Origin of the sequence: Pseudoclavibacter chungangensis, assembly GCF_013410545.1 — a bacterium.
GTDB lineage: Bacteria > Actinomycetota > Actinomycetes > Actinomycetales > Microbacteriaceae > Pseudoclavibacter > Pseudoclavibacter chungangensis.
Map to the genome: position 1 here is coordinate 1,755,332 of NZ_JACCFV010000001.1, position 22,766 is coordinate 1,778,097.

The 22,766-nt window shown below is 72.3% G+C and carries 11 protein-coding genes; 1 reads left to right on the forward strand and 10 read right to left on the reverse strand.

Annotation, left to right across the window (positions count from 1 at the left end; all coding sequences use genetic code 11):
- Position 1 precedes the first annotated feature (1 nt).
- The 10 genes from HNR16_RS07940 to HNR16_RS07985 form a co-directional block, all read right to left on the reverse strand.
- A complete protein-coding gene (locus HNR16_RS07940) occupies positions 2 to 1,168 on the reverse strand; it encodes a TRAFAC clade GTPase domain-containing protein (RefSeq protein ID WP_158039577.1) in 1,167 nt (388 codons plus the stop codon).
- Positions 1,165 to 2,202 carry a hypothetical protein gene (locus HNR16_RS07945; protein ID WP_158039576.1) on the reverse strand — a complete coding sequence of 346 codons (1,038 nt, stop codon included), beginning with the start codon at positions 2,200 to 2,202 and terminating at the stop codon, positions 1,165 to 1,167. The genes HNR16_RS07940 and HNR16_RS07945 overlap by 4 nt, the downstream gene beginning before the upstream one ends.
- Entirely contained in the window at positions 2,202 to 4,979 is a 2,778-nt protein-coding gene (locus tag HNR16_RS07950; RefSeq protein WP_158039575.1) for a GAP1-N2 domain-containing protein, read from the reverse strand. Before HNR16_RS07950 ends, HNR16_RS07945 begins: the two co-directional genes overlap by 1 nt.
- Positions 4,969 to 7,392 carry a SaeA-related protein gene (locus tag HNR16_RS07955; RefSeq protein WP_158039574.1) on the reverse strand — a complete coding sequence of 808 codons (2,424 nt, stop codon included), beginning with the start codon at positions 7,390 to 7,392 and terminating at the stop codon, positions 4,969 to 4,971. The genes HNR16_RS07950 and HNR16_RS07955 overlap by 11 nt, the downstream gene beginning before the upstream one ends.
- Positions 7,393 to 7,436: 44 nt before the next feature.
- Positions 7,437 to 10,115: a hypothetical protein gene (locus HNR16_RS07960; RefSeq protein ID WP_158039573.1), complete on the reverse strand. Its 2,679-nt coding sequence runs from the start codon at positions 10,113 to 10,115 to the stop codon at positions 7,437 to 7,439.
- Positions 10,115 to 13,693 (reverse strand): tubulin-like doman-containing protein, encoded by a 3,579-nt coding sequence (locus tag HNR16_RS07965; RefSeq protein WP_158039572.1) that lies wholly within the window; start codon positions 13,691 to 13,693, stop codon positions 10,115 to 10,117. The genes HNR16_RS07960 and HNR16_RS07965 overlap by 1 nt, the downstream gene beginning before the upstream one ends.
- Positions 13,694 to 13,762: 69 nt before the next feature.
- Positions 13,763 to 16,606, reverse strand: coding sequence for a vWA domain-containing protein (locus HNR16_RS07970; RefSeq protein WP_158039571.1), 2,844 nt, complete (start codon positions 16,604 to 16,606; stop codon positions 13,763 to 13,765).
- Between the two features lie 2 nt (positions 16,607 to 16,608).
- Positions 16,609 to 17,238 (reverse strand): hypothetical protein, encoded by a 630-nt coding sequence (locus HNR16_RS07975; RefSeq protein ID WP_158039570.1) that lies wholly within the window; start codon positions 17,236 to 17,238, stop codon positions 16,609 to 16,611.
- 169 nt (positions 17,239 to 17,407) lie between these two features.
- Entirely contained in the window at positions 17,408 to 18,412 is a 1,005-nt protein-coding gene (locus HNR16_RS07980) for an MBL fold metallo-hydrolase (protein WP_225737761.1), read from the reverse strand.
- A 227-nt stretch (positions 18,413 to 18,639) separates the two neighbouring features.
- A complete protein-coding gene (locus tag HNR16_RS07985; protein WP_158039569.1) occupies positions 18,640 to 20,859 on the reverse strand; it encodes an NADP-dependent isocitrate dehydrogenase in 2,220 nt (739 codons plus the stop codon).
- 185 nt (positions 20,860 to 21,044) lie between these two features.
- On the opposite strand from HNR16_RS07985, the gene HNR16_RS07990 reads away from it, so the two are divergent.
- The gene (locus HNR16_RS07990; protein ID WP_158039568.1) at positions 21,045 to 22,742 is read left to right on the forward strand and encodes a cation:proton antiporter; all 1,698 of its coding nucleotides are present in this window, start codon (positions 21,045 to 21,047) and stop codon (positions 22,740 to 22,742) included.
- Positions 22,743 to 22,766: the final 24 nt, after the last annotated feature.

The following is a 22,766-nucleotide window of genomic DNA, read 5'->3' on the forward strand; positions in this document are numbered from 1 at the left end:
CTCACACGGCCGGCAGCACCCCGGTCACGTGCAGGATCCACTTCACGGGGTCGAGGCACCGGAACGGCGCGATCCCGTGCGCGTTGAGCCGTCGGCCGTCCGGCGACTCGCCGAGCGCGGACACGGCGAAGAACTGGTGCATGATCGGCACGCCCGTCTGCGGGTTCTCCATGCTCCGGACGACACCACCGCCACCGAGGCGATCGAGCAGGCTCTTGACCTCCTCGTGGAGGAGCAACCCGTCCCCGACGTCGTAGGCCGCCTGATCCTCGCTCGGATCGCGCAGGAACGCCGCTCCGGTGTTCGACATGATGCCCGACCACTGGACGTCGTCGACCCCGCGCAGTGCGTGCAACGCGTCGAACTTGGACAGGATCACCCCGACCCGCGGCGAGCTGCGACCGACGAGTCGCTGCAGGTTCCCGAGCACGATGAGCGGGTCGCCACCGACCTGGAGCTGGGCCGGGATGAGGTCCACGAGCTTCTCACGGATGTTCGGGACCGCGAGCGGATCGAACATGAAGAAGATGCCGTCCGCGTGGGCGAGGAACTGCAGGTGACCGGCCTGCGCGGGCGGCCGCTCCATCTCCTCCCCCGCGACGTCACGCAGCACGAGGAACCGCACGCGACCCTGCACCATGCCGAGGTTGAACACGAGCGGTTCGCGCTGGTACGAGTTGTCCGTGATGGCCGCGGGCGTCGGCGCCATGAGTCCGCGCTCCACGTAGAGGGGCTTCTCGTACACCTCCGTGAACGTGTCCCTCGTCCGTGCGTCGCCGAACTGCATGACCGTGCCCATCTGGAGCGCGAGACGCTGCAGCTGCTTCACGACGACCGCGATGAACACGCTCTTGCCGGTCGCGCGCGCGCCGTTCATGGCGATGCACACCGCGTGCCCGTTGCGCCAGCCGTCGAGGAGCGCGTAGTGACAGTGCGGGCACGCTTCACGCATGGGCTCGGAGCACGTCGGGCACTCGCCGCCGAGCGGCGGCTGCCAGTCGACCGCGCCGGGCGGTTGCGTCGCGATGACGACCTTCCCCTTCTTGACCGGGACGGGCGAGTACCTGCTCGCCATGCGGTCCGGGTACTTCGTGCATCGGGGGTTCTCACACACCCAGGCGAACGCGTCGGGTGGGAGCAGCTGGAAGCAGTGCGGGCACTTCGTCACGGCCGGTCAGCTCCGTCCCCGAGCGCGTCGATGAGGCTCGCGACGAGGGGGCGGACGAGGTGCGGCGCTGAGGCCAGTGGGTCGGCACCGCCGTCCGTCGGCGCGGGCCCGAGCGCATCGACGTCGACGAGCGTCGCGGGCAACCCGCCGGTGTCCTGCAGCGGCCACGCCGAACCGTGTCCGACGAGGACGAGCCGTGCCGTGGGGGATGCGTCCCGCAGCGCCCGCGGCTGCGGAGGAACCGCGTCGGTCAGCACGTACTGGACGGTCCGGCCCGCTCCTGCCCTCGTGCCCGTCGATGCTCCGGCGAACGCGGCGCCCGTCATGGGGATCGATTCGTCGAAGTGCCGCGCGACGGCGTCCGCGACCGACTCACCGTCGGCCGGCGCCACGGCGAGCGGGGGGCGACGCGCGACGACGACCGCGGGCCGACGGTCGGGATCGACCACGGCGCTCACGCCCTCGAGCAGTTCGAGCGCCCGACGGAGCTGCCCGGAGGCATGGGCGCGCCGGAACGACGCCGACGCATCGACCGCGATCGTCACCTCGACGGCGCGCGACGTGTCGAGTCGCTGTGTACCCACGATCTCCGTCGTCGCGACACGCGCGGCGTCCGCGAGGGGACCGAGCGTCAGGTGCACGGTCTCGCGCACCTCCGAGCGGACGCGCAGGCCGTCCGGCGTCCGTTCGAGCGAGAGCACGTCCTGCCGTGCGAGCCCCGCGAGGTCGATGGGCGGGAGCACCGCACGTTCGGGATCGACCGTCCCGGGGTCGTTGACACCGACGCTCACGTGCGCGCGGGACCCCTGTGCGAACACCGACGCGCCGACGGGTTCGACGTGCAGGCGGATCCGCCCCTCGACGCTCGGCAGGATGAGGAGTTCGGGGCGCGGCCGGACGGCGTTCGCCACGGGCACGCCGTCGGCGCTCGCCTGGATGGTCCCCGCGACCGGACCCTGCATCTGGAGCGTCACGGTGAGCGGACGCGGGCTCAGCGCGACCGGGGTCGTGCCCTCGAGCATGTAGGTGGGCATCAGTTCTCCTTCGGGTCGGTTCGGGCCGACGAACCGGTCTTCGCATCCGTGGATGTCGCGCGCGGTCGTGAGTCGGCCGGGCGTGAGCGGAGCCACGACCGCACCGTCCGTTCCACGCCCGTCGAGCGGCTGACCTCGGCGAGGTGCTCCGCGACCGCGCTCGCGAGGAGGCCGGGCTCGCTCGTGACGCGCGGGAGCACCTCGTCGAGGACGGCGTCGAGGAGGCGCACGTCGTCGAGGTCGGTCGCGTCGACGAGCTGGACCGTCTGCGCCGGGAGCGCGACGTCCGGAACCGATCCGGCGTCGACGATCGCGATCGCGACGAGGCCGGCGGCCCGGTGCAGCGCGACGTCGGGGGCGTCGGAGCGGGCGGTCTGGACCGCGAGGGCGGCCTCGACGAGCTCGGGCGTCGCGAGCGAGGCACGCAGCGCCGTGAGCTCGGACACCGTCCAGTCCTCGCCGGCGACATCGCTCGTCGCGAGCGTGATCGCGGCGTCGACGAGCAGCGGACCGAACACGCGCATGGCGAGCATGTCGTGCCGGCCGACGAGCCGACTCACGACGGTCCGCACGTTCTGCTCGTTGCCGGCGGGGATGCTCGACCGCGTCGCGGCCTGCGCCCACGCGCGTGCCACGGCGGTCACCACCTCCTGGGTCGGTGTGCCCCGTCGCGCGACGGCGAGCGCGAGATCGTTGAGCTCGCGGGACGCATCGGCACACGCGAGGGGTCGCTCGAGCAGCTCGGCGGGCAACGCGCCCGGGAACGCCGTCTCGATCGCGAGCAGCGGATGTGCCTGCCAGAGTTCGCGGCCCGTGATGCGCGCGAGCTCCGGATCCGCGGACCACGAGCCGTGCGTGGCGAGCCGGACGAGGACGGCCGAGGCGACGGTCGCGGACGTGGCGCCCTCACGGTCCGCGAGCCGGAGCAGGCAGGCACGGTCGCTCGCGCCGAGTGCGAGCACCGGTGCCGGATCGCCGACCGCGGTCGCGGCGATCGCGTCCAGGAGTCGGGGCGACGGTCCGTGTTCGAGCATCCACTCGACGGCCGCGGGCGAGAGCAGGGCATCGGCGGGGACGCGGGCCGCACTCGGGTGGGCGTCGACGGCACGGAAAACGGGACCGTGCACGACGCGCGCGTCGCCGAGCCGCGGGAGTTCCGCGCCGAGCGGCTCGGCCGCGCCGACGAGGAGCCCGGGAACGAGCGTCCGGGCGATCGCGCGGTCCACGATCGCGGCGGCACCGTCCGAAGCCGGCGCCGGGTCGCCCGCGGGCGGTGTTCCGCCCGGCTCGGCCGGGAGCGCGGGCGAGGGGGCGAGGTCCGTCGCCGCATCGAGAAGGCCCGCGCGGGTGGCGGTCTCGGCGAGACGGAGGAGCACGGTCGGCTCGACCTCGTCCCCGAGTCGCCGCTCGAGCACGGCGACGGCACGGATCGCGAGCGCCGCGACGACCGGCTCCGCCGGGAGCGGCGCGCCACCCGGGAGCGCGAGCCACGAATCGTCGTCGAGGGCGAGCGCGAGGTAGCCCGCGGTCGCGACATCACGCACGAAGGCCGGGGTCGTGGGGTCGAGCCGTTCGAGCGCGGTCCACGCCGTCGCGGCCGAACCGCCGAGCCCCGTCTCCGCCTCGGCCGCGGCGACGAGCGTCTCGAGCAGGACCTCGTCGCCGAGCGCCGCGCCGGGCAGTTGCGACACCGCGATCGCACGGGCGAGCGAGCCGTCGCCGATGTCGACGCGCAGCGCGGCCACCGCGAGCGGCCACAGGAGCGGCAGACCCATGTCGCCGACACGGGCCGCGACGTCGTCGAGCTCGCGGAGTGCGGCCTCGGCGGTCTCCCGTTCGAGCAGGACCTCCTGGGCGAGCTGCGACCAGTCGGTCGGTGCGATCTCGCTCCCGAGCGTCGTCCGGTGAGGCGAGTGGCCCGCCTGGCCGAGCGCGGGCGTCTCGCCGTCGCGGACGACGATCCAGCGCGCGAGATCGTCCTCGTCGAGCGCCGCAAGGTCCTCGACCGGGATCGAGGCGATGAGCGTCCCGCGCTCCCACACGGACGCGAGGCGCGCCGCCCGCTCGTACACCGAGAACGAGACCGCGCGAGCGGTGGACGACGGCATGAGGCGGGAGAGCGACGCGATCCAGAGCGCCGCCTGATCGGCCGACGGTGACACGAGCAGGACGCGGCGTCCCCCACGCATCGCCTCGTCGAGGGCGTCGAGGAGCACGCTCAGGACGCCGATCCGCCAGGTCTCCGGATCGAAGAGGAAATCGACCACCATGTCGAGCCCGACCATGCCCGCCGCCTCGGGGTAGTCGCCGTCCGGCAGGAACGCACCGAGCACCTGATCGGCCCCGTAGGGCGTGAGCAGATCGAACGAGCGCCACAGCTCGATGGGTCGCACCTGCGGTGCGGGGTCGGTGGGACGGCGGTCCAGCACGGCATGCGTGAACACGTTCCCGGGACGTCCCGTGGAGTCGCTGCCGGCCTGCACGGCATGGATGTACTCGCCGACGACCCCGGTGAACGAACCGTCCGGCCCGGTCTGTCGAACGAGCAGGTACGCGAATCGGCGGGGCTGGACGGCGATGTCGCTCGGCGTCGGGTACTCCGGGAGCGGGGCGTGCGAGTCGAACGCCGTGACGAACAGGGCGCTGATCGACTCCATCTCGCCCGGTTCGACGCCGCCCCTGGACTCCTTCACCTGCCAGCCACCGGCACCGTCACCGCGATCGAACGACGCGTAGGTGAGCTGCGCCCATCGTGGCGCGGCGATCTCACGGTCCACCGGGGCCTCCCCCCATCGGTGCCCGGGGTGCGACACGCAGGGTCGCGACGGGCGGGTCGAGCAGTGCGACACGGCGCAGGACCTCGGGGGGAAGGTCGACGAAGAGACGCAGGAAGCCGACGGGCGGCACCTCCTGCAGGAAGGCACCGGGATCGGCGTGCCACGTGCCGGCGGGCGACGGGCGCATGCCGAGCGGGCTCGGGACGAACCGCCGCTGGGGCTGGGTCGGTGGCCCTTCCGGGACGACGGCGACGGGACGACCGTCCCCGATCGTGAGCGGGAGCCGGTCACGATTGTGGACGAGCACGAACGGCGGCGCGTGCTGCACGTCCTGCTGCGCCCGGACGCGCACGGTGACGGCGGGTCGGCCGTCGGGGAGCGATCCCTGGAGGACCTGGTACCAGATGCGCAGCAGCCCCGGATAGGTGACGATCGTCGGCTCGGCGAGGACACGGGCCCCGCCGTCGAACGCGACCGAGACGAGGTGCAGATCGCAGCCCTGCACGTCGAGCTGCCCGGCGGGGAACTCGAGACCGCCCCGGTCGCGGTAGTCGGTGCGCGAGACCTCGATCGCCTGTCCCTGCATCGCGACGGCGGAGTCGATGCCCCGCATGCTCTTGTAGGCGAGGACGACGTCCGCGCCCTCGGGCCACTCGAAGGTGAGGATCTCGCGGTTCACGCGCTCGATGAGCTTGGGACGCCCGACACGCGGGACGCGGACGCCGCGGACGGTGTTCCCGACGAACGCCATGTCGCCGAGCAGCACGACGGTCGTGAAGTAGGCGCGCGTCCACCCCGTGGGCCAGGGCACCTGTCGCATCGACGCGGTCTGGCCCGTCGTCGTGATGGGGTGCGCGAGCCGCTTCGCGACCGGCAGGCCGGCCTGGTCGAGGGCGGCCGCACGGGTCGCCTGCCGCTCGATGCCGGGCTGATGGGGCTGCTCGGTCCGATAGACGACGACCTGGCCGCCCGGCGGGATGCTCCACGACAGATCGAACAGCGGCGCGTCCTCGTGGTCGTGCAGCTCGAACGAGAGGTCGGTGACCGGACGGTGCACGGCCGAGACGAGCACCTCGTTGTTGAGCGGCGCCGAGAGTCGCGCGACTCCGTCGAACTCGGCCTCCGCGAACACCTGGTAGAGGTAGCGCGCTCCCCGGTCGGCCTCCGTGTCGACGAATCCACCGAGGTTCAGCTCGTCGCTCAGGATGCGGAACCGAGGGTCGCCCGAGGCGCCGGCCGCGACCTGCACGGGGATGCGGAACACCTGGACGCGCGTCGTGCCCGGCAGCACGCGCCATTGCCCGATGACACGCCCCTCGTCCTCCCGGAGGTCGAGCTCGAGCACGGGCGACACGAGTTGCCCGCGGGCGACGAGCACCGGCTGCGCGAGCTTGGCGTCGTCGAGGTCGGCCCCCGTGTTGCGCCAGACCTGGTAGTGCCGGGCGGCGTGGGAGAACGCCATGTCGTCGACGGCCTCGGTGGCCGTCGTCGCCGTGACGAGTCGCGCGGCGTCCGGGGAATACGGGGCGAACTCGTCGCTCGTGATGAGTCGGTCGACGGTGACCCGGTCCGGCTCGGCCGACTCCGGGCCGCGCCACGACACGTGGACCCCGCCCTCCGGCCTTCGCCGGACGACGAGCGCCGCGGGCTCGCCCTCCGACGCACCGAACTCGTAGGGCGCGAACCCCTCTGCATCGACCGTCGGATCGGGACGCGCCTCCGGTTCGGGCTCGGCCGGGCGGCTCGGCGGTGGCGTGGCCCGATCGGCGTTCGGCGCGTCCGTCGGGGCGGCCGACGTCGGCACCTGCGTGCGTCCGGTCCCCGCGGACGGCGTCGAGGCCTCGTCCCCGCGCCCCGGCTCGGGGGTGGTCGACGGGGACGCCGAGCCGCGCACGTCGAGCGCGGACGCGAGCTCGTTCGCGAACTGTCCGATCACGGGCGGGAAGATCGCCCGGATCTCGTCGGCGGTCTGGACGTGCGAGTTCGCGACGAGACGGAGGTGGGTCTCGCGGAGTTGCCAGGCGTTCTCGGTCCCCGCGTCCGTCGCTCGCGCGTGCCAGTCCCGCACGGCGACGAAGCGCTGGTCCGCCCGGGTCGGGCCGTCGACGTGCGGCGGCGCCTGACCGCCCGCCGCGGGCCGCGCACCCGGTGCGGCGACCGGCCGACGCAGCGCCTCCGGGAGACTCGTGTGCGGCTGTACGACACCCGCATCGGCCTGCTCGAGCAGCCAGCCGAGCGTCCGCTCCCACGCGACGACCTGCGGAACGCGCTGGAGAACGGGTGTCACGCCGCCGGCCTGTGCGACGGCCGCGAGCTGGTGCCGCTCGGGCACGGCGTGGCCGGCGCGGTGCGCGGCGACGGCCCAGTGCTCGAGCGCGGCGAGCCGCGCCTCGTCGCGAGGGGTCGGGGACATGGTCGAGGGTCCTTTCGGGGGTGGGAGGGGCGCGCGGAGCGCGATCAGAAGGGCGTACCGCCGAAGAGGTCCCCGGGCGGCGTCGCGCCGTCGAGTCCCGGCGCGCCGAGGGACTCGTCACGCGACGAGCGTCGCGAACGGTCCGGTGCCGCATAGGCGCGCAACTCGAAGTCGTCGAAGGGCTCGCTCAACTGCGTCAGCGCCGCCATGCGGTCGAGGTCGCGCTGGGTGCGCTCGGAGAACGATCGACCGACCACGCTCAGTCCGCGGGCCCGCGCGGAATCGGACAGCACCTGGTCGTCGAGTCGATCGACCCCGGCCTCGTGGTCCCGATCGATCCCGCTCATGAACGTCGCGTAGTCGACGGGGTCGCCGCCCTCGGCGTCGTCCACGACCTCGCGGAGCAGATCCGACACGAGCGTCTGGTGCTGGGTCTGCAGGAGCTGCATGATCTGTCGCCACTTCGCCTCCCCGATCGCCGGGTCGACGCCCCACTGGTCGAGCGACTCGGCCCACAGGTGGAGCAGGCTGTTCTGCCCGTCGCCGCGGTCGCGGTAGATCGCGAGCGGCTGCCCCTCGAGTTCGACACCGCGCGGGCCGACACGGCCGGCGGCGCCCTCGAGCGATGCGGCCCAGCACTCCGAGAGCCAGCCCACGGAGAACACGTCTCGTCGGAGGCGCGCGACTGCGCCGTCGATGTGCTCGTCGTCCGACAGGACCGTGCCCACCCGCGTGGACAGCGGGAGTCCCGTGACGGCGTCGTCGTTGCGTTCGACGCGCACCTCACGCTCGCCGAACGGGTTCGCGAGCACCTGCCCGATGACCCTCGACCAGGCGAGGAACTGACCGTACGCCTCGGAGAGCCGCCGCGCGTCACGCAGCGCGTGACGCAGGTTCAGCCGCGCGACCTCCTCCGTCGACATCACCTCGCGCCGACGGTTGATGATCGCGAACAGCTCGCGTTGCCCCTGCGCGAACACGAGCAGGGCCGCGAGGAACCAGACGACCAGGAGCCCCGCGATCACGATCGCCGTCCACCACCACGTGGTGAGCAGCCCGATGATGCCGAGCACGATCGCCGTGACGATGCCGACCGCGAACACGACCGTGAGGATCTGCATGATGAGCGAGAGCTGACGCTGCTTCTCCGCGAGTCCCGCGAGCAGGTCCTCACCCGCGGCCGCCTGTCGGATCTGCTCGAAGAGGCCGCGGATCTCGTTCTGCACCGCGCCGAGCGCGCCCGCGATCCGGCCGCCGACCTGCGACGCGAAACTCCGGCCGTGCTCCATGCGCCAGCGCTGCAACCCGTCGAGTGCCCCCGAGGCGTCGACGCTCATGAGCGGCTGCTCGGCGACGACACGCACCCGGCGTTCGAGATCCGCCGCGCCGAGCACGTCGTACGGTTCGACCCGGACGGCGCCGATGCTCGCCGCGACGTGCGGCTTCATCCCGCTGAACGCCTCCGCCGTCGACGGCACGATGCGGTCGACGCGTCGGACGATACCCGGCTGGCTCCCGATCCGGACGGCCGCGAGCCCGGCGACGCGCTCGCCCGCGTCCGCGAGCGTCAGCGAGGCGGCGGCGTAGTCCTGCCACAGGCCGGAGAGGTCCGCGTAGGGCGCGTGCTCGCGTTGGCCCGTCGCGTCGTCGAAGAGTCGGTCGAGCGACGTCGCCGCATCACGGAAGTCGAGCCAGCTCGAGGGGGTGCCGTTCGCCGTCACCCCGCGCACGACGACGTCGTAGGCGGCGGGCGCGTGACCGTACACGAGCCCCTGCACGGCGCCGGCCGCGTCCGCGCGCATCTGGTGGACGACCTGCCCGAGCCACGCGCGCGGGGCGTTCTTCATGGCCGCCCAGAGGAAGCCGAAGAAGAGGCGCAGTGCCTCGGCGGCGCCGATGGGCTTCGCCTCGGGTGGGCGGTGGGGTTCGCGCGGCCCGCGGAGCACGTTCGCGTGGCGCGTCCAGAGTTGGCCCGCCATGTTCTCGGCGGCGAGCGCCTCGTCGTTCACGTACACCGTCGGCACGCCGAACTGCGAGGGCAGCGGGAGCCCCGCGTCCATGGCGAGGACGCCCGTGCGCAGGCGAGCGGCGACCTCCGCCGTCCCCACGCGCCGGAAGAAGCTCCGCACGAGGCGGGCGCGGCGGCCGTCGACGAAACGTTCGCCGTCGAGCGGCGAACGATCGACGCCGCTCCACAGACCGAGCACCCCGGCGACACCGGCGGCCGCGTAGCGTCCGAGTTCGACCCCGTCGTCGGTCGCGTCGAGTCGCGTGCGCCCCATGCCGGGCCCCGTCGAGTCCTCGGGCGACAGGACGACGTTGTGCCACCCCGTGATGACGAGGTCCTCGACGGTCTGGTCGACGCCGGCCCGCGTCACGACGGCGCGAACGCGCGTCACGGGCACGCGCGCGAACGCCCGGTCGATGAGGTCCGTGATCGTCTGCTCCTCGACGAGCGTGAGCGGCTCGGCGCCGTCGAGCGCGGGGACGAGCACACACAGCCGCACGCCGTCGATGCGTTCCCGGCCGGCGATGGAGGTGAGCGAGGCACCGTGGAATTCACCCTGCCGGACGTGGATCGCGGCGTCGCCACGCTCCCCGAGCATGCGCGGCTCGATCCAGTGGAAGTCGTCCACGAGTCCGGCGGCCGACCAGTCGGCGAGCGCGTCGCGAACGCTTCCGAGGGGTCCGGGAGGCGCGACGACGAGGGTCAGGACGCGCATCAGAACGCCCCGAAGCCGGCGTCGGGTACCTCGGGCACGTTCGTCGCGGAGGCGTTCCGGCCGGACGACCCGCTCGCGAGCCCCTCGGCGTTGACCGGTGCGGCCGAGGTGCCCGTGCGGGCACGCTGCTCGGCGGCGTCGACGAGTTCGAGCAGCCGGTCCGTGACCGTCACGATGTCGGGTGCGAGATCCCGGAAGATCGGCGTCGACGCGGCGTGTCGTCGGTTGAGGATCGCGCCGTAAGGGCCGGAGGACTCGCCCTGTCGTGCGGGTGGGATGAAGCTGCCGGCCGTGAAGGTCCGGATCTGTTCGACCCAGGTCCGCGCGTTCGCGGCGCGTTCCTCGAGCGTGTCACCGGGGATGCGGGACGGGATGCCCGACGGCGTCCGTCCCGTCTCGATCCAGGCCGCGAGCTCGAGCTCGCCCGCGACGCGACCGAGGCCGCGCTCGGGGTGCAGCTCGTTCGAGTCGTACATGCGCCGCAGCCGGCGGTAGGGCTTGAGCGACGACATGACCGGCACCTCGTGGGCGCGCGAGATCGCGAGCAGCTGCGACTCGAGCACGGCCGGCAGCCAGTCGTACGACTGGCCGCGGAACTCGCTCGGCGGTGTGAGCAGCGGGTTCGGGAACGGCAACCAGCGACGATCGTCGGGGTCCCACACCTCGACGGGCGAATTGAACGGTGCGTCGGGGAAGCGCAGTTGCCCCGTCATCTGCCCGATGTACCACCCGGCGATCATGGCCTGCCGCTCGGCGTCGCTCACGGGGAGCGAGGCGGGCAGCGGCCTGCTGCGACGGTGCGCCCAGAACTGCAGCCTGCCCTGCGCGGGCGTCCCGGCCCACTGCTGGGCGACGGGCTTGAGGAGCGCGTCGAACGTGAGCGGCGAGTAGTTGCGGTACGACCCGAACACGTCGATGCGCGTCAGGTGGTCGGCGGTCGAGAGGGCCTTGTCGAACGCCTGGCCGACCTCGCTCGCGACGTTCGAGCGGCCGTCGATGACCGCCCGCAGCTCGCCGACGAGATCGCGGATGTGCTCGAACGGGATGGCGGAGAACTTGTACCGGTACTGCGGCTGGGTCGAGTGGATCGCCGTGACGGCGTCCGCGTCGAGGCTGATGAGCGGCAGCGCACGCGTCAGGGTCTCGTTGAACTTCGACACCAGGTCCGCGCGACGGCGTGGCAGCTCGGACGACGGGATGTCCGTCCCGAGGGCGTAGTCACGCAGCGAGAGCGAGCAGAACGCCTCGAACGACTCCCCCGGTCGCGACACGAACGCGAGGGCCCGACCCACGAGTTCACGCGGCGCGACGTGCAGTTCGTACCGCCCGTGGGACGGCGTGAGGGGCTGTCCCGTCATGGGGTCGCGGTTGAAGATCGCGGGTCGCCAATTGGCCTGGACGGTGAGCAGACCGCCCGGTGCGGTCGCGCCCTCCGCGACGGGCCAGTAGCCGGAGGTGACGGCTCGCGCGGCGACGACGCGCGCGTCCTCGAGGGTCGAGACCCGTTCACCGGTCGACACGGCCATGCGCACGTCGTTCTCGAACTGCGTGCCGAAGCCCGCGGACGGCGTGAGCAGGATCTCGTTCTCGGCGACGTCGAAGCGCTCCGGGACGATCTGATCGCTCTCGCTCGGCCACAGGCCGTACTGGTCGGTCCCGACGTTCGCGAGCCCCGACGCGACGGGCGGGGTCTGCACGGCGTTGTCGAGGACGCCGATGGAGTTCGAGAGCGTCGCCTGCAGCGGCGCGATGACCTCGCTCACGAGCGATTGCAGGACGCCTCCGGCGAGATCGGCCGCGCGCGAGTACACGAGGTCGGTGAGCTGGACGCGCATGATGTCGCACAGGCGCTCGACGAGCCCCTGCCCGTTGACGATCCCGCCCTTCATCGTGCTGATCTCGGCGAGGAAGCTCGGCGGGATCTGTGCGAGGTCGGGCCCCGAGAACCCGGCGAGGTCGCCGAGCCGAGGCGCGAGCTCCTCGCGGATGAGTCGCTCGACGCGCTCGAGGACCTCGCGCGCGTACGACAGGCCGAAGAGCTCCGAGGCCTCCTGCACCTGGTAGAGCACGCGGTCGTGCAGCTGCTGCGCCCACGTGAACGCCCAGCGGTACGCGCCCTCGGCGGCGGCGGTCCGCAGCGTCGGCGCCCGGTCGATGAGGAAACGCTGCAGCGTCGGCGTCCACTGTTCGGCGCGTCCCGCCGGCATCGGCACGAACGGTGCGACGTTCTGGTCGACGATCTGCCGCGCGGTGTTGTCCGCCTCCTGGCGGCCGAACGCGCCCTGGGTGAACCACTGCGCGACCTGCTCCTGGTTGAGCCCGCCGACACCGACGCCCGTCGGCAGGCCGATCGAGCTCGTCACGCGCGACCACTGCGAGTCCGCGAGCGAACGCAACTGGTCGACACCCGAGGACGTGTTGCCCGGCTGCAGGTGTCCCGTCCGCAGACGGTCGACGGCGATGCGGGCGAGCCGCTGGGCGGCGTAGTGCCGGTAGCGGTCGCGACCGAGCGACAGGCTCGCGAAGCCGAACGAGCCCCACGGGATGGGATTGGCCGCACCCCAGCCGAGATAGTCGGGGTGGGCGGGGGTCGGGTCCGAGATGTTCCCGAGGTCGAACGACGCGTAGTCGCCGGACGCGCTGCCCGAGGCGATGAGCGCCGCGAGCCCACGACCGAGCCCCCGGTAGACGGCCTTCTGGGAGCCGTCGCCGAACAGGGTCTTCTCGACACCGACGTAGCGGCCGACGGGGAAGACGCGTGCGAACGGCGGGCGCCCCGTGGGGGTCACCTCGAGCCCGAGCGCGCGCAGCATCGTGATGTCGTGCGCCTCGGCGGCATTCGTCTGGGTCGCGACGATCTCGCCGAGCATCGCGAGGGCGTTCGCGCGGACGCCGCCGCGCGCGGACTCGGGGAGCTCGTCGAACGCGTCGGGCGCCACCATGAAGACACCCACGAGATCGGGGTCGACGCCCGGCACGAGCGCGAGGAGCCGGCACACGTCGAGCGCCATCGAGGCACCCGCGCCACCGGCCATCGAGGAGACGACGAGCACGAGCGGCTTCTCCTCGGGGTTGAAGCGACCCACGCCCGGCAGCGCACGCGCCACCTCGGCCATCTGCGTGTTCGTCTCGACCGTGTTGAGCTGCTGGTACGCCCGTGCGAGGCCGTCGTACACGTCGCGCGCACGAGCGAGGGTGATGATCCGACCGACGGCACGCATCTGCCCCGCACCGTACGTGAGCGGCACGGTGATCTTCTCCGCCTCGCGCGGCGCCCACGTCCCGAACTCGCCGAACGCCGATCCCTGTCCGAGCCACTGCGAGACCGCGTTGTCGAGCACCTGGTACGAGCCCGAGTGGGGTGCCGTCGAGATGTACGTCCCGCCCTGCTCCCGAACGTTGCCGACACCGTCGATCTTGGTGTCCGGGGCACTCGGCACGTCGATGTGGACGAACTGCCACCCCGCTGGGATCTGCGTGATGCCGTACGGGGCGAGCTCGCTCCGCAATTGGTCCATCATGTAGGCGAGTGTCGAGCCACCCGAACCGCCGCACCCGACGATCAGGAACTTGTACATGGGGGTGTGCCTCTCTGAACGGCCCGACACGTGCGGGCGGATGTGGATCGGTCGGGGACGTGGGCGACGCTACACGGTGCCCCAGGGGCTGCCGCCCGACTGCGGCGGCTGCCCGCCGCCGGACGGGCCGGGCCCCTGCGACGGTCCCGATCCGAACGGCGAACCGCCCGCACCGGGCCCCTGCGACGGTCCCGATCCGAACGGCGAACCGCCCGCACCGGGCCCCTGTGACGCACCGGGGCCGAAGGACGGGCCGCCGAACGGTGAGGCCATTGCGTGCTCGGCCCCCGTCGCGCCCGGACCACCGGCACCGCGCTCACGGAGCAGCTTGTCGAGGAGGTCCGGGGCGCGCCTCGAGACATCGTTCTGCAGGTCCTCGCGGGTGGAGGGCGTCGCGTCGCCGCCGACGAGCAGCAGCAGTTGCGCCTCGTCGCCGGGTGTTCCGTCGACGTGGAGCACTGCCCAGGTGTTGTGCACCGCGAGCGGGAGCCGGGCGACGACCCCCGTCTTGTCGGTCGAGGGCTGCCCGCTCCCCGCGGATGCGCGGCCGGGAGCGTCGACGGTCACGTAGCCCGTCCCCGTCGGGGAGAGTCCCACGCGCGTGCGGAGGTGCACGTCGCCGACCGTGATCCGTCGCGCACCACCCGGCGGCATGGCCACCGTGTTGACGAGGTCGGCCGGGCCGATCGCGAACGGGGCACCGTCGCGCAGCACCTGACCGTGCTCGATCCGGACCGGTACGAGCGCGCCCACGAGGGGCTGCGGGGGGATCCGCGAGATCGCCCACTTCGCCGCGTAGAGGAGCAGCAGGGGAACGCCGATTCCGAGCAGCGGTGCGGCGATGAGCACGAGGATGAAGTTGAGTGTGTTGAGCGGCTTCTCGAGGTTCGCGGTGAACGGCACGTCGACCTCGATCGCGGTGCCGAGCCCGTCGGCCGAGCTGATCGAGACGGGAACCGTCCCGTTGATCGTGCCGTTGCCGGCCGCCTCGGTGGCGAGCGTCAACGAGATCGGCGTCCCCGCCGCGGCGTCGACGCACGTGCCGGCGGAGTCGTGACCGGGAGCCGTGATGGTCGCCGCTCCGATGCCCTCCGGCACCGCGACGACGGTCGTCGCGCTCGCGGCATCGACCCAGACGCACCCCTCCCCGGAGATCGGGAGGTCCGCGGTGAGCTGCACGTCGCCCGAGGCGGCACCGAAGTCGATGGACTCGCCGATCGTCGGATAGCTCGACGGCGTCGCGATCGAGACGGGCAGGGCGATGACGGCGGGCTCGAGCGTCGTTCCCGGGACGGTGGAGCCGTCGGCGAGCGTCGCGTCGGCCGTGGTCACGCCGAGGGTGAGTCGCAGCGTGCCGGCACCGATCGCGGCCTCCGTCAGGTCGACGCGGCTCGGTTTCGTGATCGCCGCCTTGTCCTCGGTCGCGTGCAGGGGGAACTCCTTCCCCTGTGCGTCGATGACCGTCGCGTCGAAGGTGATGGCGCCACGCACGCTCGTCGGGTCGACGGGGGCGTCGTCCGAGCGGTTCGCGATGCCGAGCGTGATCTCGCCCGACGTCCCGCCCGCGGCGAGCTGCAGGTCCTCCGGCGAGACGAGCGCAGGCACGAGCGAGCCGCGGATGTGGATGTTCGAACGCGACTGCTGGCCACCGGAGGTCCCCGCGGGGTCGGTGAACGCGAGCTGCCACTGGCCGGACCACGCCGTGTCGGCCGCACCGGCCTTCGTCGCGGAGATGGAGATCGACTTGTCGGTCTCCCACGTGTAGGCGAATTCGGCTCCGGCCGCGTTCACCGTCGTCTCGGTCCCGGCGGGATGCGTGGGGAACCCGACGAGCTCGCCCGACGGGAGTTGGATCGAGACCTCGAGGTTCGCGACGTCCGCCTGCGCGAGGATCCGCACGTCGGGCGTCGACTCGTCGAGCACGAACGTGTGGGCGTCCTCCGTGCACACGACGTTCTGGCAGATGCCGTGCTCCTGCTCGATGGGCGGCCCGTCGGGGTTCGTGATGGTGTCGAACGCGAGCAACAGCGAATCGATGTCGCTCGCGAGGAAGAACTGCCCGCGATCGTCGGAGACGAGACTGCCGCACGTCGATCCGTCGGGCCCCTTGCCCTCGACGATCGATTGGAAGAGGTTGAACTGCGAGGGGTCCGCGGCGTTCGTCGTGAGTCCGATGCCGAACAGTTTGACCTTCGAGCTCGTGAGCTGGTCGGCGAGTCCGCCCTCGCGGCAGATGTCCTGCTGGGCCTTGTCGCGCACCTGTGCGGCGGCCTGGTCGGTCGTCAGCTGGATGCCCGGCGCGAACGCCTTCTCCGTGCCGTACGCCTGGCGCTCCTGGTCGGTGAGGCGCGGCGAGTACGAGAGCTGGCCGTCCGTGAACATGACGATGCCCTGGCAGCGCTTGGCACCGTGGCCGACGTCACCCGCGCCCGCCTTCGCCTGCAGTTCGCGCTGTGCCGAATCGAGCGCCGTCCAGTAGTCCGTGTCGAAGCCGTCCATGCGGTTCGTGAGCGAGGCGATCGAGTCGCGGATGGTGGGCAGGTTGGCCGCGTCGAGCGCGGTCCAGCCCATGATCGTCTCGGCCGTGTCGCCGAACACGCCGAGCTGGACGTCGATCGAGAAGCCGTCGGCCCCGGCCGAGTCCGCGAGCTGGTTGATGAAGTACGTGGCGCTCGACACGCGAGCGGCGGCCGGATCGGCGCTCCCGAGCGAGGACGACTCGTCGACGAGCAGGAGCAGGTCGGCGGCACCGCCGCCCTTGAGGCAGGCGCCGAAGTCGTCCATGGCCGAGCGCGGTTCGGCACCCACCGGAGCGGCGTTCGCCGGTGCGACGGCGCCGAGCACGGCACCGCCGAGCGCGAGCGCGGCCGCGGCGACCAGTGCGAGCAGGCGTGAGGAGCGTCGTGTGGTCATGGTCACATCCGTCCGACCCAGAAGGCGATCTGCAGCGAGGCGATCATGACGGCCACGAACGCGAGAACGAGCACGATGCCGTAGAGCAACGGGCCCCACAGCGGCGGCGAGTACGTGAGGAAGGCGCGTGCCCGGACGTCCTTCGTGAGATACACGGCCAACAGACCGATCACGCCCGGTCCCGCGAGGGCCCAGCAGGCGATGCCCACGGCGGGGATGCCGCCGAAGATCGAGGCGGCGATGCCTGCGAGGAGCGCGACGACGAGCGCGGCGACGAGCCACCCGACGGGCGCCTTGACCGCGTGGACGGGCTCGGACGCCGAGCCGCCGAACGAGGAGTTCACGGTTCCGAACGGGTCGATCCGGTCCGGTTCGCCGCTCGCCGTGAACAGGCCCGCGTTCGGTGCGCCGCCCTGTGGGGCACCGAACGGTCCTCCCTGTCCGCCGTACGGCGACGGGGCGCCGCCCGCGGGGGCGCCGAACGTCGGGGTGCTCTCGCCCTGGTTGCCGTAGCCGCCGAACGGCGCGGCGCTCTGGTCCTGCCCGCCACCGAATGGGCTCGACCCGCGGGAATCGCCCGCGGGCGGCGGGGTGAAGTCGCTGAAGTCCCAGCCACTGTTACCTGTGCTCACTCACGCGCCCATCTGCTCAACGCCCTGTGTACGACCCGCGAGGCGGATGCACTCCGGCCACCGTGTCCGGCCCGTGCGACCGAAACGTCGTCAGCTTACAGCCGCGGGAGGGCCGGACAGTGCGATCTCAATCGTCGTGACGGTGTCCGTGCTACCTGCGGATGAGTCGTCACCGATCGCCCGGCGGCGCGCCGCCCGATCGGCAGGCGAGGAGGGTCGCGAGGCGTTCGGACCGGGCGAGGTCGGCATGCATCGAGGTCTGCGCGAGCGCGGACAGGAGGTGGAAGCCCCGCAGTCCACCCCGGCCCGCCGACCAGGTGATGCGCGAGGCGATCGACCACACCGAGGCGTCGGGCTCGGCGGCCAGGACGGCCGCCACCTCCGCGAGCCGCCGCAGGTGATGATCGCGCAGCTCGGCGCAGCGGGTGCCGATGCCCCGGAACCGGTGTTCGTGACCGGGGAGTGCCTCGTGGTCGTCGAGTGCACCGATCCGCTCGAGTCCGTCGAGGTAGGCGGCGAGCGGGTTCGTCCGGAAGCCGCCGCCGAGACCCACGCCCGGGTTGATGCGCGGGAGGACGTGGTCTCCCGTCAGGACGCGACGGCGGTCGACGTCGTGCAGACACACGTGGCCCGGCGTGTGGCCGGGCGTCTCCAGCACGCGGACGACGCGACCCGGGATCGGGAGGAGGTCGCCGTCACGCAGCGCCGTGTCGGCCGTGGGTGCGCGCCCGTGTTCGTCGGCCGGTGCGACGGCGGCGAGATCGGCGCGGTCGTCGACCGGGACGCCCCACGTCTCGAGCGCGGCCGCCCGGCCCGCCCCGTCGCGCCACTCGGGTTCGGTCGTCGAGGTCTCGGCGGCTCCGAGCAGGAGTGGCGCCCCGGTCGCGGCCCGAAGTCGCGCTGCGAGGCCGACGTGATCGGGGTGGACGTGCGTCACGACGATGCCGTCGAGCCCGGCGGCACCGATGGTGTCGAGTGCATCGAGCAGCCGGTCGAGGGCGCGCTCGCCGTCGACACCGGGATCGACGACGTGGGCGCGTCCCCCGTCGTCGAGGAGGATGTAGGCGTTCGTCCACGGCACGAATTCGATGCCGGTCGGCATCGCGATGCGCCACGTGCGTTCGTCGATGCGGGCGTGCGACGGGACCGCCGCCGTCTCCCAGGCCCGATCCACGCCGGGCTCCGTCACCCGAACGGGGGTCGTCAACGGGGTCCCGGCTCGGGGTGGCGGCGACGCGATCGCGCACGCCGCGCACGGGGATCGTCTCCCCCGCGGGGGCCCATCCGTCCGATGTCGTCGCGCGCCATGGTCCGACCCTAACGCCCGCGGGGCGCCCGGCACGTGCCGGACGCCCCGCGGGCGGCGCGATCCCGTTCAGGCGACCGCGCGGCGGATCGTGCTCAGGAGATCGTGTCCACGATCGCGTTGAGCACGGTCGACGGGCGCATGACGGCGCTCGCCTTCGCGTCGTCGGGCCGGTAGTAGCCGCCGATGTCGACGGGCTCGCCCTGGACCTCGATGAGCTCGCGGTCGATGTCGCCCCACGCCTCGGCGAACTCGGCCGCGACGGGCGCGAAAGCGGCCGCCAGTTCGGCCTCGGCCGTCTGCTCGGCGAGCGCGCGCGCCCACTCCGCCGCGAGGAACGCGTGGCTCGAGCGCACGTCGGGCTCGCCCACCTTGCGGCGGGGGGACTTGTCCTGATTGAGCAGTTGCTCGGTCGCCTCGTCGAGGGCGTCGGCGAGCACGTCGGCGCGCGCGTTGCCCGTCGTGGTCGCGAAGTGGCGGAAGCTCTCCGCGAGCGCCATGAACTCGCCGAGCGAGTCCCAGCGCAGGTGGTTCTCCCCCACGAGCTGCTGGACGTGCTTCGGCGCCGAACCGCCGGCACCCGTCTCGAACAGGCCGCCGCCGTTCATGAGCGGCACGACGGAGAGCATCTTGGCGCTCGTCCCGAGCTCGAGGATCGGGAACAGGTCGGTCAGGTAGTCGCGCAGGACGTTCCCCGTGACCGAGATCGTGTCGAGCCCCTGGCGGATCCGGTCCACCGAGAACTTCGTCGCCTCCTCGGGCGAGAGGATGCGCAGGTCGAGCCCGTCGGTGTCGAGGCCCTCGAGCGCGCGCTCGACCTTGGCGATGAGGCTCGCGTCGTGGGCGCGCGTCGCGTCGAGCCAGAACACGGCGGGCGTGTCGGAGGCGCGTGCGCGCGTGACGGCGAGCTTGACCCAGTCCTGGATCGGCGCGTCCTTCGTCTGGCAGGCGCGCCAGATGTCGCCCGCCGAGACCTCGTGCTCCGTGAGGACCGACCCGGCGGCGTCGACGAGCTGCACGACACCGTCCGACTCGATGCGGAACGTCTTGTCGTGGCTGCCGTACTCCTCGGCCTTCTGCGCCATGAGGCCGACGTTCGGCACCGAACCCATCGTCGCCGGGTCGTACGCGCCGTTCGCGCGGCAGTCGTCGACGACGACCTGGTAGACGCCCGCGTAGCTCGAGTCGGGCAGCACGGCGAGCGTGTCGGCCTCCTCGCCGTCGGGGCCCCACATGTGGCCCGACTGGCGGATCATGGCGGGCATCGACGCGTCGACGATGACGTCGCTCGGGACGTGCAGGTTCGTGATGCCGCGGTCGGAGTTGACCATCGCGAGCCGCGGGCCCTCGGCGAGGCCCTCGTCGATCGCGGTGAGGATGCCGTCCCGCACGTCCGCGGGCAGCTCCTCGGCACCCGCGACGATCGAGGCGAGCCCGTTGTCGGGTGAGAGCCCGGCCTCCGCGAGCGCGTCGCCGTATCGCTCGAACAGCGCCGGGAAGAAGGCCCGCACGACGTGTCCGAAGATGATGGGGTCGGAGACCTTCATCATGGTCGCCTTGAGGTGGACGGAGAACAGGACGCCCTCCTCCTTCGCGCGGCGGACCTGCTCGGCGAGGAATGCGTCGAGTGCTGCGGCGCGCATGACGGTCGTGTCGACGACCTCGCCCGCGAGGACGGGCAGCGACGCCTTGAGGACCGTGACGGTGCCGTCGGTGGCCACGTGCTGGATGCGGAGGGTGTCCGGGGCGTCGAAGACGACCGAGCGCTCGTTGCTCCGGAAGTCGTCGGCCGACATCGTGGCGACGTTCGTCTTCGACTCGGGGGTCCACGGTCCCATGAAGTGGGGGTGCGAGCGGGCGTAGTTCTTGACGGCCGCGGGCGCCCGGCGGTCGGAGTTGCCCTCGCGCAGCACCGGGTTCACGGCGGAGCCCTTGATGCGGTCGTACCGGGCGCGCGTCTCGCGCGCCTCGTCGCTGCGGGGGTCGTCGGGGTAGCCGGGGACGGCGAAGCCCTGCTCCTGGAGTTCGGCGATCGCGGCCTTGAGCTGCGGGATCGACGCGGAGATGTTGGGGAGCTTGATGATGTTGGCCTCGGGCGTCTTCGCGAGCTCACCGAGCTCCGCGAGCGCGTCACCGATGCGCTGCTCCGGCTCGAGGTGCTCGGGGAAGCTCGCGAGGATGCGGCCGGCGAGCGAGATGTCGCGCGTCTCGAGCTCGATCCCCGCGGCCCGGGCGAACGCCTGCACGATGGGGAGGAAGGAGTACGTGGCGAGCAGCGGAGCTTCGTCGGTGTGGGTGTAGATGATCTTGGCCATGTAGTCGGCGCCCTCTCGGCTCAGGGATGCAGGTGCGCGGTGCGGGTACGCGATGCGCCCTGTCAGCGTACCCGGCACGGCGCGCCGGGGCCGCGGTGCCCGTGCCCGCAACATGCTCGTCACGACCGCCGTCTACGATGGCTCGCACCTGGACCGGCGGCGGTCGGCCCGGAGGGAGAGGGGTCATGACCGAGTTCGCCATGCTGGCGGTCGCGGGCGTGCTCATCATCGTCGCGGTCTCGGCGCTCGCACCCCGCATCGGTGTGGCCGTGCCCGTGCTGCTCGTCATGATCGGTGCGGCGTGCAGTTTCATCCCCGGTGCGCCGGTGCTCGAGATCGAGCCCGAGTGGATCCTCGCGATCGTGCTCCCGCCGATCCTCTATTCGGCCGCGGTGAACATGCCCGTCGTCGATCTGCGCCGGAACGTGTTCGCGATCTCCGGGCTCTCGGTCGTGCTCGTCGTGGTCTCGGCGTTCGCCGCGGGCACCTTCCTGTTCCTCGTGTTCCCCGACCTCGATTTCGCGGCGGCCGTCGCGCTCGGAGCGGTCGTGAGCCCACCCGACGCGGTCGCCGCGACGGCCATCGGGAAGCGACTCGGACTCCCCCACCGACTCGTCACGATCCTCGAGGGCGAGGGACTGCTGAACGACGCGACGGCGCTCGTGATGCTGCGCACGGCCACGGCCGCGGTCGCCGGTTCGGTGTCGCTGTGGGGCGTCATGGGTGACTTCGCGCGGGCGGTCGTGGTGGGCGCGATCGTCGGACTCGTGATCGGTCTCGTGACGGTGTGGGTGCGCTCGCACCTGACCCAACCCGTGCTCACGACCGCGATCTCGCTCGTCGTGCCGTTCCTCGCCTACAACCCGGCCGAGCTCCTGCACGCGTCGGGCGTTCTCGCCGTCGTCGTCGCCGGGCTCGTCACGGGGCACGAGAGCGCGAAGCGCTTCACGGCCTCCGACCGTGTGTCGGAGCGCACGAACTGGCGCACGGTGCAGCTCATCCTCGAGAACGGGGTGTTCCTCGTCATGGGGTTCGAGATCCGCACCCTCATCGCCGATGTCGAGGAGCACGGGCTCGGCGTGTGGCTCGCCGTCGCCATCGGTCTCGTCGTGACGCTCGTCCTCGTGGTCGTCCGGTTCGCCTTCGTCTTCCCGTTCCTCGCGTTCCTGCGCGTCCGGGAACGGCAGGTAATGCGCCGCGTCCCGCGGCTCGAGGACGCGCTCTCGCGACTCGACGTCGACGAGACCGATCCCGTCCGGCGCGCGCGCTATCGCCGGGCGCTCCGACGGGGGCGGGCCGACGCGGGGTTCTACGTCCGCGAAGGACTCGCGTGGCGCGGCGGTGTCGTGCTGTCGTGGTCGGGCATGCGCGGTGTCGTGACGCTCGCGGCGGCGCAGTCGCTGCCCGCGGGTGTCCCGTACCGGTCGCAACTCGTGCTCATCGCGTTCACGGTCGCGGTCGTGACCCTCGTCGTCCAGGGCGGTACGCTCCCCTACCTCATCCGGGTCCTCCGGATCGCGCCACCCGATCGCGCCCACGAGCGGCAGGAGCTCGCGACGCTCATGACCGCGGTCTCGGCCGATGCGCAGACGCGCTTGCGCAGCCCGAACCTGCGCCGGGACGACGGTCGGTCGTTCGATCCGGAGGTCGTCGAGCGGATCCGCCGCGAGACGGAGGGTCGGGCCACGGCGATGGCGCGGACGGCCGCCGATCCCAGGACGGGCCCGGCGGCACAGCTGCTCGAGCTGCGCCGCATCGTGCTCGACGCACAGCAGGCCGCCCTGAACGATGCGCGCGTGAGCGGTCTGTACTCGTCGACCACGCTGCTCCGCGCGCAGTCGATCCTCGACGCGGAGGCCGTCCACCTCGACCGGCCGCGCTGACGCGGACATCCCTGACGCCGCGCC

What these genes read in the sequence shown, in the direction of transcription:
- HNR16_RS07945 (WP_158039576.1), bottom strand. Translation starts at nt 2,202, where the DNA reads ATGCCCACCTACATGCTCGAGGGCACGACCCCGGTCGCGCTGAGCCCG.
- HNR16_RS07955 (WP_158039574.1), bottom strand. Translation starts at nt 7,392, where the DNA reads ATGTCCCCGACCCCTCGCGACGAGGCGCGGCTCGCCGCGCTCGAGCAC.
- HNR16_RS07960 (WP_158039573.1), bottom strand. Translation starts at nt 10,115, where the DNA reads ATGCGCGTCCTGACCCTCGTCGTCGCGCCTCCCGGACCCCTCGGAAGC.
- HNR16_RS07965 (WP_158039572.1), bottom strand. Translation starts at nt 13,693, where the DNA reads ATGTACAAGTTCCTGATCGTCGGGTGCGGCGGTTCGGGTGGCTCGACA.
- HNR16_RS07970 (WP_158039571.1), bottom strand. Translation starts at nt 16,606, where the DNA reads ATGACCACACGACGCTCCTCACGCCTGCTCGCACTGGTCGCCGCGGCC.
- HNR16_RS07985 (WP_158039569.1), bottom strand. Translation starts at nt 20,859, where the DNA reads ATGGCCAAGATCATCTACACCCACACCGACGAAGCTCCGCTGCTCGCC.
- HNR16_RS07990 (WP_158039568.1), top strand. Translation starts at nt 21,045, where the DNA reads ATGACCGAGTTCGCCATGCTGGCGGTCGCGGGCGTGCTCATCATCGTC.